Raw genomic sequence first — 17545 nt, 5'->3', positions numbered from 1 at the left:
AAGTGGACGGAGGAAAAAAGATGGCAAAGATTCGTTTGGGGATTGCTCCCATTGCGTGGACCAATGACGATATGCCGGATCTCGGCAAGGAAAACACCTTTGAGCAGTGTGTCAGTGAGATGGCACTCGCCGGATTCACGGGCTGTGAGGTCGGGGGAAAGTATCCGAAGGATACGACCGTGTTGAAGAAGGCTCTTGACCTGCGCGGCATGAGCATTGCCAGCGCGTGGTTCAGTTCCTTCCTCCTCACGCAGCCGTATGAAGAGGTAGAGAAGGACTTCATCGCGCACTGCGAGTTCCTGAAGACGATGGGCGCAGAGTTCTGCAATGTTGCAGAGCAGGGCAACAGCGTGCAGGGGAAATTGGATGTCCCTGTGTTCGACGGAAAGCCCTACAATACGGAGGAGCAGTGGAAGCTGCTCACCGAGGGACTGAACAAACTCGGTGCAGTTGCAAAGAAGATTGGCCTTACGATGACCTACCATCATCACATGGGTACGGGGGTTCAGACCACAGAGGAAATCGATCGCCTGATGGAGATGACGGATCCGACGCTCGTGTGGCTGCTTTATGACACGGGACATCTTGTCTGCTCCGGTGAGGATCACATTGCCATTCTGAAAAAGTATCTGCCGCGTATCCGTCACATTCATCTCAAGGATGTTCGTACTGATGTTTTGAAGAAGGTCAAGGCGGAAAAAATGAGCTTCCTGGATGGTGTGCGCGCCGGAATGTTCACTGTCCCCGGGGATGGCGACGTGGATTTTGCCCCTGTCTTTGACATTGTCAATGCGTCGAACTATGACGGATGGTATATTGTCGAAGCAGAGCAGGATCCTGCGAAGGCGAATCCGCTTGAGTATGCCATTAAGGCACGCAAGTACATCAAGGAAAAGGCGCATATCTGACATACGCCGGTACTGCCGGCACATGAAGGCTGCTGCAAGAGGCTTGCAGCAGCCTTCTTTTATGAACGAATGAAAGGGGAGAATGGCATGGAACTCTCCATGATCTTCATCAGTCTCATCCTGCTCATGGTCTTCGCCTACCGCGGCTACTCTATTATCTTCATCGCGCCGATCTTCGCCGTCGTCGCCGCCCTCGGCAGCGGACATTCTCTCATGCCGGTCTACAGCGAGATCTACATGACCAAGGCGGCAGAGTACATCAAGACCTACTATCCTGTTTTTCTCCTCGGTGCAGTCTTTGCAAAGATCATGGAACAGGGCGGTCTTGCCGCCGCTGTCGCGGATAAGATCGTGAAGACGCTCGGGCAGGACAAGGCGGTTCTTGCCGTCCTTATCGGCTGCGGCGTATTGACGTATGGCGGACTCTCTGTATTTGTGGTGGCGTTCGTTATGTATCCGTTTGCGGCAATCCTCTTCCGGCAGGCGGACATTCCGAAAAAACTTCTGCCGGGACTGCTCTGGATGGGCATTTTTACCTACAGCATGGTCGCCATCCCCGGCACGCCGCAGATCCAGAACATCATCCCGACCTCCTTCTTCGGCACAACCACATGGTCGGGACCGGTACTCGGCATCGTCGGCGCCGTCCTCTACTTCCTCATCGCGTGGGGGTGGATCGGCTATCGGCAGAGGACGCTCAACGCTAAGGGCGAGGGCTATGGACATCATGTCCTCAACGAGCCGGAGGAATCGACGGAGGCTCTGCCCGACTGGCGTCTTTCCGCGCTCCCGCTCGTCATGGTCATCGTCCTCAACCTCGTCATCAGCAACCCGTTTCATTGGGCGTGGGCGTATGCGTGGGCGGCGGACAGCCTGGAGAGTCTGCTCCCGATGAAACTCAGTCTGATGGCGAGCGGCATTGACAAGGTACAGGCCATCTGGTCGATCAATGTCGCCCTCCTCCTCTCGACCGTCGCCGCCGCCGTCATCGGACGCAAGCGTCTGCGGCTCAAGGGGGGACTATCGAATCCTGTCAACACGGGAGCAGTCGGTTCGACCACTGCCGTCCTCAACGTCGCCTCCGGCTACGCATACGGCTGCGTCATTGCCGCGCTGCCCGCCTTTGCCATCATCAAAGAGGCACTGCTCGGATTCTCCGTCGGCGACAGCCCCCTGATGAGCGCGATCATCACCACGAACATCATGACGGGCGTCACGGGATCGTCCTCGGGCGGTATGACCATTGCCCTTGGTATGCTCGGCTCGGAATGGCTCGCGTGGGCGCAGCAGGTCGGCATCAGCGCCGATGTTCTCCACCGCATCATCTGTCTCGCCTCGGAGTGCATCGATACGGGGCCGCAGTCGGGCGCGCTCGTCACACTCATGGCCGTGTGCGGGCTGACGCACAAGGAGTCCTATTATGATGTCATCGTTCTCACCCTGCTGAAGTCCGCCGTCGTCTTTATCTGCCTCGGTCTGTTCCTCTTGACGGGACTTGCGTAACGAGGTGTTTGCGTGGGACATCATACAACAGGACAGGAGGTCGCGCATCGATGGAAGACACAGCGGCAAAGCGCAGGATGTATCTCCTGCTCGCCCTCACGGCGGTGATCTGGGGCATTCAACCGCTGTGCATCAAGTGGCTCGTTGCGGAATGGTCGCCCGTGACCATTTCCGCCATGCGGTACATCTTCATCTCTGCTACACTCCTCGTGATTGCCGTGCGGTGCGGTGAGACACTCCTGCCGCCGCGTCATACCGTGCCGGCGCTCATGGCAATGGGAATGACCGGCATCCTGATGAACGGCTGTATGCAGTTCACGGGGCTTCAGCACTCAACGGTGACGAACTGCACCCTGATCGCTGCCGCCTCGCCTGCCATCACCGCGTTCTTTGCCGCCGTCTTTCTGCGCGAGCGACTGAACGCAATCGCTTGGGGCGGCATTGCCGTCTCCTTCCTCGGTGCGCTCGCCGTCGTCAGCCACGGCTCGTGGCAGGTACTCGTCGGGTTTTCGTTCAACTACGGCGACATCCTCTTCCTGCTCGCGCAGGTCGCATGGACGATGTACTCCATCCTCGCTGTGCGCGTCATGCAGTGCATCTCCGCCGCGCTTTGCACGGGATGGGCGGGCGTATTCGGGGCGCTTGCGACGATCCTCTACGGCGTCCTCACCGATGACTTTCATCCGACTGCGCTCTCCACGCCGCTCCTCGCCGCGTTTCTCTACACCGTCGTCTTTGGCGGGGTCATGGCAATGCTCTTCTGGAACCTCGGCGTGCGCCGCGTCGGTCCCTCCGTTACCTCCATCTTTCAGAACGTCACCCCCGTCGTCGGCATGATCGGCGGTATGCTCCTCTTTGCCGAGCAGATCGGTATGCTCCAAATTCTTGGCGCAGCCGCCATCTTCGGCGGTGTGTATCTCACAACACACAGTAATTTTGCAGAGAAGTAATCCGCATCAAAAAGCAACAAATTTGAGTTACTAATTCGCATAAAAACAAAAATTCAGAGAATAAGAAATCAGAACCTTGGTATAATGATCTCGTAATCAATACCTTGGTTCTGATTTCTTATTATTTGACAGAGGAGGCGAACAACTTCGATCTGCCGTGTTTTTAGGAGTAGCAAAGGAAGGTGCTGAAAATGCTCAAATGGTTTCTGACGAATCCGGACAAACCCCGTATTGAGGATCCGAATACCGTCAAGAAGATGTATCATTCTGCACGCGTGCAGGCCGTTACGGCAATGATCATCGGCTACGGTATGTACTATGTGATGCGCATGACGCTAGGCGTTGCGAAAAAGCCGATGATCGAGGCGGGCTTTACCCCGACCGAACTCGGTGCGATGGGCGCGGCGATGATGGTCGCCATCGCCATCGGAAAATGTGCGAATGGATTTATTGCCGACCACTGTAACATCAAGAAAATTGTTCCCATCGGACTTCTTGGTGCCGCAATCGTCAACGTCATTCTTGGCTTCAGTGATGCCTACTGGGTGTTCCTTGTCCTGTGGGGCGTCAACGGCGTGTTCCAGAGTATGGGATCGGCACCGTGTATTGTGTCCCTTGCCCAGTGGTTCTCAAAGAGTCAGCTTGCGACCTACTACGGCGTTTTCAGTATCGCGCACTACATCGGTGAGGGCGCTACCTATCTCGGCACGGCGATGATCATTGTCGCGTTCGGCTGGCACGCGGCATTCTTCCTCCCGGGCGTTGCCTGTATCGTGCTCGCCTTCATCATGTACCGTTTCATGCGTGACCGCCCCGAGACATACGGTCTCCCCTCTGCCAACGAGTTTGAGGGCGAGGTTGCGCAGGAGAAGAAGGAGCAGACGGTTTCCACCAAGGAAGCCCAGCTCATGGTTCTTCGCAATCCATACGTCTGGTTGCTCACGGTTGCCGCAATCTGCCTTGGCATCTCGCGTTACTCCATCAGCAGCTGGGGCGTGATCTTCCTGCAGGAGGCAAAGGGGCTGGATCTTGTGACGGCGGGCAGCATCATGGCACTGTCTCCAATTCTCGGCGGTGTCGGCTCGTTCTTCTCAGGCATGATCTCCGACAAGGTGTTCAAATCACGTCACTCCGTCACCACGATTTTCTTTGGTATTGTTATGCTTGTCGGCATCGTTGGCATTTGCTTCGTTCCTGCGGGATCGCTCGCGCTCACAACGGCATTTATTTCCATCTTCGGTTTCGGTCTGGGCGTTATCCTCTGCTTCGTCGGAGGTCTGCTCGCGGTTGACCTCTGCCCGCGCAAGGCGACGGGCGCGGCGATGGGTGTCATCGGTCTGCTGGCATACGGCGGTGCGGCGGCGCAGGATATCGTCAACGGGTTTCTCATGGATCATGCGAAGGTCGTTGTGGACGGTGTGACCACCTATCATTTTGAAACCATCATGGCGTTTTGGATCGGCAGCGTTGCACTCATGACGCTCCTCATCGTCCCGACCCTGTGGGCGAAGAAGGTCAAGGAAGAAGAGGAAGGGTAAGCCATGACGAGCGGAAGAATTTGCAATGGCCCATACCTGCTGTCTCCCGGCCCGCGGCAGATGACTGTCGCGTGGGAGACGGAAGAGCCTGCAAGCTTCTACGTCACTTGCAGAGCCTCGGATGGCACGGAACTGCGCCGGGAGGCGGAGGCAGCGCGTGAGCCTGCTTGTCCCGAACATCTCGACGGAGCGCTGATTTACACCGCAGTTTTGACGGCGCTGTCACCGGATACGGAGTATGCCTACGCGGTCTGCTCCGGAGAGGAGTGCTGTGCACAGGCGTCGTTCCGCACACTGAAGGAGGCGCCGCAGGCGCTCCATCTCATGACCATTTCGGATTCGCATCTCTTTCACGCATCGGAGGCGTTTCGGCGCGCGGCAGAGCGTGAGCAGCCCGAGTTCCTGCTGCATGCGGGGGACATCTCGTTTGGGACGGGCTATCAGCACGACCAGTATCCGGACAACTGGTTCGAGAAGATTCCGGAACTGCTTGCACGTATGCCTGTCTTCTATGCACACGGCAACCACGACGACGGTCCCTTCTTCGATGCCTTTATCGGCGTCCCTCAGATGAAGGGACTGCACGGGATGGAGAGCGGGGAAGCCTTCTCTTTTGACTACGGCATGGCGCATTTCACCATCGTGGACAGCAATCCGTGGGGACTTCTCGAGATGAACGGCATCAACGCGGGCATCGCGGCAGATGCGCCTCTGCGCGCACGGATCGAGTCCATCCTCTCATGGATGGAGGCGGATCTCGTAAGCGAGAACGCGAAGCAGGCTGTGTGGCGCATCCTCGTCACACATCATCCCTATACGGATGCGTTCAACAACCGGTATGTTGTACCGATTGCGGAGCGGTGCGGCGTGGATCTCGTCCTCAGCGGGCATCTCCACTACTACATCAAATCCGTCTCGGCACAGCCGACCGTCGGGGCGCGCACTGTCTATATCTGTCAGGGAAGCACGCAGGATCCTGCGGCGGGCTACGAGGAACTGGACGGATCGAAGCGACTCCTCACCGAGTTCCCTGAATCCGTGGCGGTGGGCAACAACAACTACGGTATCCTCGATATCACAAAGGACGCCATCGACTACAAACTCTACGGCTTTTTGCCGGATGGCACGGAGCAGGAAATCGATGCCATCCATATCACCAAGGATGAACCGGACATCGTCTTTGCCGACGTCCGTCTGCGTGCGCTCGATGAAAACGGGAACGTCGAGATCACGGGTACTGCCGAAAATGTCGGCACAGGGATTGCCGCCGCCGTCCTGCCCATCGCGGACAATGGCGCGGAGCATCTCATCAATATGTTTGGTACGGGCGCGGACACACAGCTCATCGTTCTGAATCCCGGTGAGAAGAGATCGTTTACCGCATACTACTGTGCGGATGCCGTGGGGGCACACAGCCTCCGCACGGCAGGTGCCCAGCTCACGCTTGACACGCGTGAACCGCAGGCCTTCTCATACGCGCATCTCTTCCTTCAGATTGGCGCAGGCGCGGATATCGACTGCCTCTTTGCACGCGCAGAGGTGACGAATCATCTGGATCGTGCCGCCGATGTCGAAATCCCTCTTGTGATGGACGGCACGACCGTCGCGGTTCAGCGCTTCCGCTTTGCCGCGCATGAGCGGCGCTCCGTGACGTTCTGTCATCGCTTCGAGCGCGCCGGCACCTACTGGGTCGGCGTCGCCGATCTCCCACCGAAGGAAGTGACCATCGAAGGCGCCATTCGCATCGTTCCGCGCATCCATGACAAGTCGGGCAAGGGGCACACGGCACTCCTCCATGGAACGCCAAAGGTTCTGGAAAAGAACGGCCGCATGGAGGTTGCGCTTGCGGAATACGGCGACTATATCGAGATCCTGCCGCGCGCGGATCTTGCGACGCCCAACGGACTCACGGGCGTGGTGACTGCAGATATGTACCGCTTCGCGCGTGCGGACGAGATGGGGCACAGCCCCCTCATGATCCGCGGCAAGTCCATCGGCTGGGGCGCAGGCTACGCACTGCGCATGGCAGTCGAGCGCAACGGTACGATCAAATGGGGCATCTGCCACGGTGTTGAGGAATACTTCTGGCAGGGCGGATCTGCCGAAGTCGATGTCCGCCACCAGTACGCCATGACCTTTGACAAGGAGCGCGGCGGCGCATCCTTCATCGACGGCGTCCGGCGCGGGCGCGTCGGGGGAATCAGCCCGGCGAGCGAGCTGCGGCAGTGGGCGGATCAGCCGATCTTCGTCGGCTACTCCTACATCGGTCACGTCATTCCGGAGCTGGGCAAGCCCAAGTATTTTACCCATCTGCCCGCAAATGTCTCTGAGGTGCGCTTTTACACCGAGGGGCTGACGGAGGAGGAGATGCGCGCCGTCTATGAGAATCCCGATGCACTGGGACCACGAAGTGACGCGCTTGGTGTCTGGCTTGACTTCCGCCGAATCGAGAGCACGGGCACGCATACGACGGAATGGCGTCATCCTGCCGTCTATGCACCTGCATACCTCGCAGAAAAGATTCGCTGGACGTTCCAGACATTCGAGGCGGAGGTACACATCCCCGCGCACACGGCAATTCGCAGCGTGATCGAAGTCTCGGACGATGGGGTTTCCATCAAGGATCGGAAAGAAATTGCTCTGCAGGACGGAAGAAATATCATTGACCTTACGGAGCTTGCTCCCGCACAGTATCTGCGCATCGAGACGGAACTGCAGGGGACGGTCGGTGCAGCGGGTACCTTTGTCCCCGAACTTTGTTCTTACGAAGTCTCTGCTGCGTATGGTACGCTGCGTGCAAACCTCGTCTGGTCGACGCGTGCCCAGTGGGAGTGCGGCACATTCACCGGTGCTGCGGATTTCCCGCCCGTGGATCGTCTGCGTGACTATCCCGAGTATACGGATATCATTCATGGATGACGTTCTTGCTTATCTTGTCTCTGTATGATCGGCAGTGTAAAAGAAGTGCGGGTAGAGTCCAATCATGCATCGTGATGTTTCAATCCTTTTTTTGCTGAAAATCTCCCCCACAGTGTTTGTTGTTGAGGAAGGGGGGGGCTCCGTGACAAGAAAAATGTACCAACTAGGCGGATTCTATTAGATCCGTAATTCAAAAAATACATCGATGAGTTATGACTCGTCGATGTATTATCACTTTATGAGGAGAAAGGTGCCAGCACCATGAAAACACAAAAAATTCTAAAAAAAGCGACAGGTATGCTCCTTGTCTCATCGCTGTTTGTATCATCTCATCTGTTTGCAGCCGAGCCGGTTCCAGGCGTTCAGATTCTGAAATATGATCGGCATGACGCAGTGCAGCTTCCGGCAAATTTCCGCACGGCACAGAGCGACTACAAAACAGTCGAGAGCGGTGTGTATCCGAGCCGCGAGGGTCTGAACGAACTGCGTATGTCCGGCAGCAGCTTCTTCTCTAAGAATGAGTTCTTGGAGATGTTGAAGCACGTGCCGAAGAAAGATCTCGTTGTGATTGACCTGCGTGCGGAATCGCATGGCTATATCAATGATAACGGTGTGAGCTGGTATTCGCGTTACAAAACCTTCAACAAGGGGCAGTCTGCGCAGGAGGTTGATCGCCGCGAAAAAGCAATGCTACAGACCGCACTGATGAATGGTACAATGGACATTGCAACACTCAAGTCAGATAAGGATATCGAAAATCAGGTTCAGGAAAAGGTGAATTCCGTCCAGACGGAAGGCGAATTTCTGAAATCGCAAGGCGTGAAGTACTACCGCGTCCCGATCATGGACTACTCCGCGCCGACCCCGCAAAATGTGGATGACTTCTTGGCGATTTACAAGAAACTGCCAAAAACGGCATGGATCCATGTACACTGTGAGGCGGGCATTGGCCGTACGACCATGTTCCTCACATTTATGGACATGATCAAGAATGCCAATAAACTCAGTTATGACGACATCATGACACGTGAAGTCCTTCTTGGCGGACAGGATATGCGTAAGTCGGCAGAGAAGGCGCAGACGGGTAAGGATGAGTATAAGAAGATGAATTACCCAAAGAGAGCCCTTTTCACGCAGCATATCTACGAGTATGCAAAGGAAAATCCGACACTGTCAAAGAGTTATACCCAGTGGGTCAAAGAAAAAGGCTACGAATTCTAAAATTAAGAAATCGCTGATAAAATGAGGTCTGCCAGATTGGCGTAGATTTTTTGTCCGATTGAGGCAGCAAACCGGACGCATAGCGAGGGCTATGTGGAGGATTTGCTAACGAAAAGCGGGCGAAAAAGATGCGTCAAGATGGTTGTGCCGATTTTATCAGTGCTTCCTTAATACCCTGTCGAACAGTTCTTTAACGAGGGGCTGTTTGACAGGGAGGAGAGCTTTTATCAATTAACATAAGGAGGTATTCCAATGCGAGAGTACAGACAGTGGATTCTGTCCGCAATCTTGTTCACGTTCCTCATTGTGCAGAGCGTGAATGTCGCTGCGGACGAGGTCAAACCTGCCGAGCCGGTCGCCGACCCGCCCATACTGTCACTCAAGATAGACCGTGCCGACGTGGCACAGTTACCACGCAACTTCCGTATGGGCAAAGACGACTACAAGGGGGTGACTAAGACAGGTATTATTCCCAGTCGCGAAGGGATGGCGACGATGAATTCGTCGGCTTCGAGCTGTTTCTCAGAGAAGGAACTCGAGGAAATCTTGAAAACTGTTCCTGTGAAACCAGAGCAGTTCTATGACATCGATCTGCGCGGTGAGTCCCATGGTTATCTTGATGGTACGGCAATTTCATGGTTTGCGAACCATGACTGGGGCAACGACGGACGCCCGGAGGAGATCATCCTGCCGCTCGAGCAGGAGCAGCTCGCCAGTCTTCGCAATGAACCAGAGATCAGTATCTTCCGCTATGATGATTCGAAGAATATCATCTTGACGCCGATCACGCTCCCCTATAAGCAGGTGCGCTCGGAGGAAGAGGTCGTTCGTGCACATGGTGCGAAGTATTTCCGTCTCGCGCTGATGGATCATTTCCGTCCCGATGATCCGGATGTGGATCGCTTTGTCGCGTTCTACAAGCAGCTGCCGAAAGATGCTTGGCTCCATTATCACTGCTATGCCGGCATGGGGCGTACGACGATCTTCATGGTTATGCACGACATCCTGAAGAACGCATCGAAGGTCAGTTTTAATGATATCATTCAGCGTCAGAAGCTCATCGGCATTGTCGATCTGAGCGATATCCCCGATAAGAAGAAGAATTACGGGCGCAAGGCGTATATCGAGCGCTATCAGTTTGTACGCCACTTCTATGACTATGTAAAGGAAAATCCGAACCTCGATGTCCCGTACAGCGAGTGGGCGAAGAAGAACAAGGTCGAGACGTGGGAGCCCGACTATAGCGGTCATATTTGGAGAATTGATGCCCCTGCTGGGGATTCGAAGGCTCTCCCGCGCAACTTCCGCATGGCAGATTCTGCATTCAAACAGATGGACGATATGAAGAAGGTCGGTGTCGACCCGAACTATGTTCCCTCGCGTGCAGGACTCAACAACCTCCCGATCTCCGCGAGTGCAGCGTTCTCAGTGCACTCCTTCCGTGCGATGCTGCCGGCTCTGCGTGCCAAGGCCACGGGCGATATCTACATCGTCGATCTGCGTCAGGAGTCGCATGGCTTTATGAACGATATGGCGGTCAGCTGGTACGGTGACCGCAACTGGGGTAACCTCAATAAGACACAGAATGAAGTCATCCGCGATGAGAATGCGCGCATTCACGCGGCAAAAGGTCAGAGCCTCATCCTTGCGGAACTGGACAAGGATAAAATGCCGATTGATCCGAAGACTGTTCGCATCGACAGCGCGATGACCGAGCGTGAACTGGTCGAGGGTGCGGGTCTCCATTATGTGCGCTTTGCCGTTACCGATCACACGTGGGCAAAGCCGGAGACGATCGATGCATTCATTGATTTCGTGAAGAAGGTTCCTTCCAACAGCTGGATGCACTTCCACTGCCAGGCGGGCAAGGGGCGTACGACAAGCTTCATGGTAATGTACGACATGATGAAGAACCCCTCTGTCTCGCTGAAGGATATTCTCCATCGTCAGTACCTCTTGGGCGGCTCGTACATTGCCTACGACCCGTCTATGCCCTATCCGACCAAGAACTGGAAGGATGACTACGATCACGTCAAAGCGCGCATGGTGGCGAAGTTCTACGAATACGTTCAACAGAACCATGCCAACAACTATGTTACGCCGTGGAGTGTGTGGCTGAAGAACCACAAGTAAGAAAACGCCTCTGAAGACGCATTCACGGTTCTCCTCTGTGTTACGAGAAGAACCGTGAAGTCTGCGGCTTTGGAGGCGTTTTCTATTTTCGGATTCATGAGGTTCTAGGGATCCTGTTTCCACATCTTCCGATATTTTCCCGGCGTCATACCGACAATGTTCTTGAAGACAGACTGAAAGTAGTTGGAATTGTTGTAGCCGCACTCGATGGCGATGGCGGTGATGGTCAGATTCGTTGTCAGCAGGAGACTCTGAGCCTCATCGATGCGACGCTGGATGATATAGGACATGGGGGAAACCCCGGTCAGTGCCTTGAATGTGTGGGAGAGATAATATGGATTGATGTGAAGCGCTGCGGCAATATCAGGGAGCTTCAAATCCTCAAGGTAGTGGGCGTCAATGTAGTCCTTAATGCGAGTGCTCATGGCTTCCGTGGTGTTTTGGGCAGGTCGGCATCGGTGCTCCTCTAGGGCAGAAGCAAGCATAAGGATCAGTGAATGAGCCAGACCTGAACCGATCTCAGAGCGGTATCTGCGCTCCTGGTCGAGTGCGAGCAGCTTAATGCTCTGTAAAAGTGTGAAGAGCATTCCTCTGACTGCGGCAGATTCCGGCACGAACAGGACAGGATCCTCTGCGGGGGAAAGCTGTGCCGGCAACAGCCCCCGCAGATGTACGTTGCCCATGCGGATGATGAGCGCATTTAGGTCTTTTCTGTCCTTCCATCGGTGAAGCATGCCGCTTCCAATCAGAACAAGGCTGTCCTTTCGCAGAGGGTGCACAGCCTCATCTTTTGTGATCAGTCGACAGGTTCCCTTCTCAATGAGGATCACCTCGACAACCCCGTAATGTATATTTTGTATGTCAGGATGACTCGTATCTGTCAGGTGTTCTACGGATTCCAGATAAGGAGAACTGCCGGGCTCTAAGGCAGATTGGTCGGGGGCACCGAATGGAAACGAGGACACAAGAAAACCTCCTTCCGAAGATTACTTGTAAAAGAATGGAAAAACAAAATAATATAGTTTTTCCTTGTGACGGAACAAGAAAATGGAGAATGCTCCGAACACATTCTTATATAATAATATTCAGAAAGATGGTTCAATACTGGCTCAATAAATTCCTCTTGCCGAAAAAATACGTCATATCACCATTATACAGGCAAAAGGAGATAAAATCCAGTGTTTCGACCGTGAAAGGAGAGCAAATATTATGAAAGGTTTCTTAGCGAAGTATGGATTTTCGGAGGCAGCATTTTTTCAGCTGATCCTCATTACGATCAATGCGCAGTTGATCTATGCGTTCTGGGATATTCGCAACAGTGTGCCGGGCGGATTTCCGGCGGCGCTCGGGGTGACCGATCAGGAGGCCGGTTATTTGTATTCGATGCAGGGGCTGGTCATTCTCTTGGGGACGATCGCTCTGGGCTGGGTCGGTGATCGCTTTTCCATTCGTGCCATCATGATGCTGTCCACCATTGGTGTGGGTGGTATTTCACTGTTCCTGACATTAAATTCGCCAGGACTGAGCATGCCGGTTCTGCTCACCTGCTTTTTCTCTATGCTGTTCTTCAGTGAGGTCTTGTTCAAACCAGCGAACTTCAAGGCGCTTCGGCTTTCAACAACAAAGGATCATCAGGGGGCTGCCTTTGGTCTCTTCGAGTTTGGGCGCGGCGTCCTTGCCTTCCTCGTCTCGATGCTCTGGACGGCGATGCTCTACTTTGAGGCAGGTCCGCGCACAATGATGGCGACGGCCTGCGCCATTATCATCATCGCGGGAATTGCGGTATTCTTCGCTGTCCCCAAAGGGGCGAAGGTGGGCGATGGCGATACGCAGACCAAGACGAATGCAGAGGCGATCAAGGGCATCGGTAAGGTTGCACGTCTGCCTGTCGTCTGGATTGCAGGGATCAATGTGTTCTGTATTTACGGTGCCTTTGTTGCTGCCGGAACCTATTTTGCGCGCTTTCTGCAGGGCGGCTATGGTACGAGTGCCGTGGCAGCAGCAGTTTTTGCGACGGTGGTCATCGGGCTTCGTATGCTGCCTCTTGTATCGACGGTCCTTGTGGAAAAAGTGTTTCCGTCGACGGCGCATTTCATGCGTACGATGGAGTGTGTGCTCGTTGTTCTGCTGACGGTAATCGGCGGTATTTTCTTCTTCAATCATCCCGATGTCACTCTGTATGCAGCGGGCTATGCGCCCGGTGAGACCCCGGAGGGGCTGATCTCTTCTTCCACATTCTATCTCCTTCTCATTCTTCTTCTTGCTGCATCGGCCTGTGTCTTTATGGTACGCGGCGTCTACTATGCGCCCATCGGTGAGGCAAATGTTCCCAAAAAACATTCCTCTGCGGCGATGTCCTTTGCGATTACCATTGGATACCTGCCGGCACTGATTGCGCCGATTGTCCTGGGCGGCTTGGTGCGGTCACCGGAAAAGGATGCGGCGGGGCAGATTGTGCGTTCCTATCTGACCGATACCCATGTCCTGGCCATGGCGTTCTGGGGACTGGCCGCGCTCGCGCTTGTTGCGGTCGTTATGTCGCACTGCTTGATTCGCCTGCGGGAGAATCAGCCAGACCATGCAGCTGCGGAGGAATGATGATGAATGCGGTTCAAGGCACGTCGTGGATGTCGTATTGCGCCCCCGAGACGATGATCACCCAACTCCTCCTGCCGGGAACTCATGATACGATGACGGCGTCCTGTCCTGAGCGGTACTATCATACGCAGATCATGAGTCTGGAGGAACAGCTGATGGCTGGGGTTCGGTTTCTCGATTTGCGGCTGCGGCGGGAGATGAAGGCGGCACATCGGGAGTGGATCAGTGATATTGATGCAGATCAGATCTTTTCGGCCTGTGCGGAGTTCCTCTCCCGTTACCCGAGAGAGATGCTGCTTGTGCGCATCCAGAATGCCAATGAGAAAAAGGATGATTACGAGGCGTATGGTGCCGCACTGAAAGAAAAAATTGAATCATGGGAGGAGCTGTTTTACCATTGGGAGGATGGAGCACCTGCATGGATGTCCTTGGGGGCATGTGCCGGTAAGATCGTGGCCATCGAGTGCTCTCCTCCTGTGATGGCGTTTGGTCGACACCATGGACGCAAATGGGCAGAGAACTGGCATGAGAATGAAGCGGTCTCTCTTCAGGATCTCTGGGACGGACCGACGATTGCGGAGAAGCAGGCGGCCATCCGCGCGCAGATGGATACCGCATGCCGTCTGCCGGAGAGCGTTCTCTCGTTGAGCCATATCAGTGCAACCAATGGGGAGCCGGGGTTTCCAGATGCATTTGCCGATGCATTAAACCCATACAGCCTTGCGCTCCTTGACGAATACTCGAAGACGCGCGGTGTGCTGATCTATGATTTTATCACACCTGAGATTTGCAGGGAGGTTTTCGCCAAGAACCACATGGAAGGATAGAACGATGACAAGAAAAAGGCCGCTCAGCAATGGGCCCTATTTGCTCAGTCCGGCAGCGGATGCAATCACTATTGCATGGGAGATGTCAGAAGAGCTGGATGCCATTGTGCGCTGCGGAACGGAGACCTTATGTTGCACGGCTGCGGCGAAGCGGCAGTGCGTGAGCCGCGAGATACAGCGATGGCTCTATACCGTGCGTCTGACAGCGCTGACGGAGGGTACTGTGTATCGTTATGCTGTCTGTGTCGGAGAGGAGAGGCTCTATGAGGGCTCGTTTCGGACACTCGCAGCAGCACCGGAGCGGCTTCACCTGGTGACGGTATCGGATACACAGCTCTTTCACCTGAGTGATCGTTTTGCTGAAATGGTTGCACAGGAGCAGCCGGACTTCATTCTGCACGGCGGAGATATTTCCTTTGGCACAGGCTATCAGCACGAGCAGTATGAAGCGAATTGGTTCCAGAGGATTCCGGAGGTGCTCGCCGCGGCACCTGTGTTCTATGCACGAGGCAACCACGATGATGGTCCGTTCTTTGAGACGTTGTTTTTACGGCCACAGGCGAAGTATCTGAATGCAGCACCGGACGGGCACAGTTTTTCCATGGACTACGGCATTGCGCATATTGTCATGGTGGACAGCACGCCGTGGGGCCTCTTCGAAATGAATGCGGAAAATGCCGGTGGCACGCTGGATGCAGAAAATCGGCAGCGGATACGGGAGACGCTTGCTTGGGTGGAGGCAGATCTGATGAGTGCCTCGTCTCAGCAAGCGCGGTGGCGGATTCTCATGATGCACCATCCCTATACGGATGTGTTCAACAACCGTCATATTGTCCCCATTGCTGAACGATGCGGTGTAGATCTTGTTCTTGGCGGACATCTCCATCGTTATGTCAAGGCGGTATCGGTCAATCCGGATATCGGTGCGCGGACCGTCTACGTTATGCAGGGCAGTCTACAGGATCCCGCAGAGGGATACGATGAGGGGGTGCCGGAGTGCCGCCTGCTGGAGGAGTTCCCCGAGGTCGTTGCCATGGGCAGGAACAACTACGGCATTTTGGATATTTCGGCGGATGCACTGGACTGTCGATTCTTCGGCTTTCGCCCCGATGGCTCGCGTACGCTCGTCGATACAGTTCATCTCGAGCATGGCGAGTTACAGTTCGTCTTTGAAAATATTCATCTGCGTCGCCTCGATAACGATGGTCATGTTGAGATTCGGGCAGACGCATCAAATACTGGGACGGTGCTTGCAGCCGTTGTCATGGAACTCTCGGACAATGGATGCAAAAAAAAGCTGAATCTTTTCGGCGAGCCGCGGCAGAGTCGGATCGTCCTGCTGGCCCCCGGAGAGCAACGAAATGTGTCCGCTGTGTATCAGGCACGTACACCAGGGGCGCATCGCATCGAGTGCGGTGATGCTGAGGAAGAGATTTTCGTCTTTGAACCGAAAGAACTTTCTTTTTCTCATATGCGAATTGTTCCGCTGCAGGGGGACAAGGCGGACTGTATCTATGCAGCGATTGAGGCCGTCAACAATCTCGATCGAGAGATCTATACGACGGTACCTCTCTACATCGATCAGCGTATTGCAGCCACGCAGAGTTGTTTCTTCCGTGCACACGAGCGGCGGTTACTGCGTTTTTGTCACAGCTTTCGCCGGGGGGGCAGCTATCAGATCAGCATCGCCGATCAGCTGCCTGAGGAGATCTGCATTGAGGGCAGTATCCGCATCATTCCCCGCGTACTGGATAAATCCGGGAATGGGCATTATGCGCTGCTGCAGGGATCCCCTAAGCTTGTAGAGGTGAACGGGCAGCGTGAAGTACGTTTGGAATCCTATGGGGACTATATCGAGATCCCGCCCTTCCCGGGGCTTGTTGCTCCACAGGGGTTCACCGGCATTGTCAGGGCCTGTGTCGACCGTCTTGCCCATGAGGATGAGATGGGGCATAACCCTCTCATGATGCGGGGGATCTCTGTCGGATGGGGGGCGGCCTATATGCTGCGCATGGTCGTGGACCGCAGCGGCAGTCTCAAGTGGGGGACGTGCTATGATGTGACCGAGTATCAGTGGCAGGGCGGGGCAGCCAACGTCGGAACATGGGCAGACTATGCCATCTCGTTCGACAAGAGGCGTGGCGGCACCTCCTACTGTGATGGGACGGTTGCAGCGCATGTGCCGGGCATTCCCGCAAAAGCAGAGATTCGCCAGTGGGAGGATCAGCCGATCTTTATCGGGTATTCTCACATCGGTCATGTGATTCCGGAGCTCGGGAAACCAAAGTATTTTACGCATCTGCCGGGACGCGTGGCACATGTGCGCTTCTACCGCAAAGGGTTGACGGGAGAGTCACTGCGTGCCGTGCTCGATGCACCGGAGGAGAAGGGGCCGGATCATGGGCATCTTGCCGTATGGCTTGATTTTCGTCACATTTTGACCGTCGGTACACATACGACGGAGTGGCGCCACCCGGCGATATATGATCCCGCCTTCAAGACACAAAAAAAATATTGGCGGTTCTGTCAGCTTCGAGCAAAGACGAAGTTGCCTCCACAGGCAGCGCTTCGGGCGAATGTGGAGGTGTCGGATGATAAGCTCTCTGTCAAGGCATATATGAAAATTGTCCTGAAGGACGGGACAAACTATATCGAACTTTCCCAACTCCCGGAGGCCCAGTATCTGCGCATTGTCACAGATTTTTCGGCGTCCGTCGGAGAGCGGGGGACATTCGTGCCCGTACTCTATGAGTATCAGATTACAGCAGAGAATGAAGTCGATTCTGCAGATATGCTGTGGGCAACGCGTCCTGACTGGGAGCGTGGAACCTTTAGCGGAGCCGTAGGCTTTGCTCCGGTGGATCGTCTGCGTGACTATCCTGCCTATACGGACATCATTCATGGCTGAAAAAACGAGGAAGCGTATACGATACGTTTCCTCGTTTTTT

Annotated in this window: 11 protein-coding genes; 10 read left to right on the top strand and 1 reads right to left on the bottom strand. The window is 54.9% G+C overall.

Annotation, left to right across the window (positions count from 1 at the left end; genetic code table 11):
* Window positions 1-20: 20 nt before the first annotated feature.
* The 7 genes from iolE to C1713_RS06530 all read left to right on the top strand — a co-directional run bounded on the left by iolE (window position 21) and on the right by C1713_RS06530 (window position 11172).
* Window positions 21-908 (top strand): myo-inosose-2 dehydratase, encoded by an 888-nt coding sequence (gene iolE / locus C1713_RS06565; protein WP_102493386.1) that lies wholly within the window; start codon window positions 21-23, stop codon window positions 906-908.
* A gap of 87 nt (window positions 909-995) precedes the next feature.
* On the top strand, window positions 996-2411 hold the full coding sequence (locus C1713_RS06560) for a GntP family permease (RefSeq protein ID WP_102493385.1): 1416 nt from the start codon (window positions 996-998) through the stop codon (window positions 2409-2411).
* A 50-nt stretch (window positions 2412-2461) separates the two neighbouring features.
* Entirely contained in the window at window positions 2462-3361 is a 900-nt protein-coding gene (locus tag C1713_RS06555; RefSeq protein ID WP_102493384.1) for a DMT family transporter, read from the top strand.
* Between the two features lie 191 nt (window positions 3362-3552).
* Window positions 3553-4899 carry an MFS transporter gene (locus C1713_RS06550; protein ID WP_102493383.1) on the top strand — a complete coding sequence of 449 codons (1347 nt, stop codon included), beginning with the start codon at window positions 3553-3555 and terminating at the stop codon, window positions 4897-4899.
* Window positions 4900-4959: 60 nt separating this feature from the next.
* On the top strand, window positions 4960-7818 hold the full coding sequence (locus C1713_RS06545) for a purple acid phosphatase family protein (RefSeq protein ID WP_245871013.1): 2859 nt from the start codon (window positions 4960-4962) through the stop codon (window positions 7816-7818).
* Window positions 7819-8079: 261 nt separating this feature from the next.
* On the top strand, window positions 8080-9039 hold the full coding sequence (locus C1713_RS06540; RefSeq protein WP_102493381.1) for a phosphatase domain-containing putative toxin: 960 nt from the start codon (window positions 8080-8082) through the stop codon (window positions 9037-9039).
* A 252-nt stretch (window positions 9040-9291) separates the two neighbouring features.
* Window positions 9292-11172, top strand: a complete 1881-nt coding sequence (locus tag C1713_RS06530; RefSeq protein WP_170950789.1) for a protein-tyrosine phosphatase family protein — start codon at window positions 9292-9294, stop codon at window positions 11170-11172.
* Between the two features lie 104 nt (window positions 11173-11276).
* Here C1713_RS06530 and C1713_RS06525 read toward each other — a convergent pair whose 3' ends face one another.
* Window positions 11277-12002 carry a helix-turn-helix transcriptional regulator gene (locus tag C1713_RS06525; protein ID WP_138774478.1) on the bottom strand — a complete coding sequence of 242 codons (726 nt, stop codon included), beginning with the start codon at window positions 12000-12002 and terminating at the stop codon, window positions 11277-11279.
* A 379-nt stretch (window positions 12003-12381) separates the two neighbouring features.
* On the opposite strand from C1713_RS06525, the gene C1713_RS06520 reads away from it, so the two are divergent.
* Genes C1713_RS06520 through C1713_RS06510 form a run of 3 tightly spaced genes read left to right on the top strand, consistent with a single transcriptional unit; the run spans window position 12382 to window position 17505 of the window.
* On the top strand, window positions 12382-13770 hold the full coding sequence (locus C1713_RS06520; RefSeq protein WP_102493379.1) for an MFS transporter: 1389 nt from the start codon (window positions 12382-12384) through the stop codon (window positions 13768-13770).
* 2 nt (window positions 13771-13772) lie between these two features.
* Entirely contained in the window at window positions 13773-14597 is an 825-nt protein-coding gene (locus tag C1713_RS06515; protein ID WP_170950788.1) for a PI-PLC domain-containing protein, read from the top strand.
* A 4-nt stretch (window positions 14598-14601) separates the two neighbouring features.
* Window positions 14602-17505: a purple acid phosphatase family protein gene (locus C1713_RS06510; RefSeq protein WP_102493377.1), complete on the top strand. Its 2904-nt coding sequence runs from the start codon at window positions 14602-14604 to the stop codon at window positions 17503-17505.
* Window positions 17506-17545: the final 40 nt, after the last annotated feature.

The sequence above is a fragment of the Centipeda felix genome (genome assembly GCF_900186465.1).
GTDB lineage: Bacteria > Bacillota > Negativicutes > Selenomonadales > Selenomonadaceae > Centipeda > Centipeda felix.
This window is presented reverse-complemented; position numbering and strand designations above follow the sequence as displayed.

What these genes read in the sequence shown, in the direction of transcription:
- iolE (WP_102493386.1), top strand. Translation starts at nt 21, where the DNA reads ATGGCAAAGATTCGTTTGGGGATTGCTCCCATTGCGTGGACCAATGAC.
- C1713_RS06515 (WP_170950788.1), top strand. Translation starts at nt 13,773, where the DNA reads ATGAATGCGGTTCAAGGCACGTCGTGGATGTCGTATTGCGCCCCCGAG.
- C1713_RS06530 (WP_170950789.1), top strand. Translation starts at nt 9,292, where the DNA reads ATGCGAGAGTACAGACAGTGGATTCTGTCCGCAATCTTGTTCACGTTC.
- C1713_RS06555 (WP_102493384.1), top strand. Translation starts at nt 2,462, where the DNA reads ATGGAAGACACAGCGGCAAAGCGCAGGATGTATCTCCTGCTCGCCCTC.
- C1713_RS06560 (WP_102493385.1), top strand. Translation starts at nt 996, where the DNA reads ATGGAACTCTCCATGATCTTCATCAGTCTCATCCTGCTCATGGTCTTC.
- C1713_RS06550 (WP_102493383.1), top strand. Translation starts at nt 3,553, where the DNA reads ATGCTCAAATGGTTTCTGACGAATCCGGACAAACCCCGTATTGAGGAT.
- C1713_RS06520 (WP_102493379.1), top strand. Translation starts at nt 12,382, where the DNA reads ATGAAAGGTTTCTTAGCGAAGTATGGATTTTCGGAGGCAGCATTTTTT.
- C1713_RS06510 (WP_102493377.1), top strand. Translation starts at nt 14,602, where the DNA reads ATGACAAGAAAAAGGCCGCTCAGCAATGGGCCCTATTTGCTCAGTCCG.
- C1713_RS06545 (WP_245871013.1), top strand. Translation starts at nt 4,960, where the DNA reads ATGACTGTCGCGTGGGAGACGGAAGAGCCTGCAAGCTTCTACGTCACT.
- C1713_RS06540 (WP_102493381.1), top strand. Translation starts at nt 8,080, where the DNA reads ATGAAAACACAAAAAATTCTAAAAAAAGCGACAGGTATGCTCCTTGTC.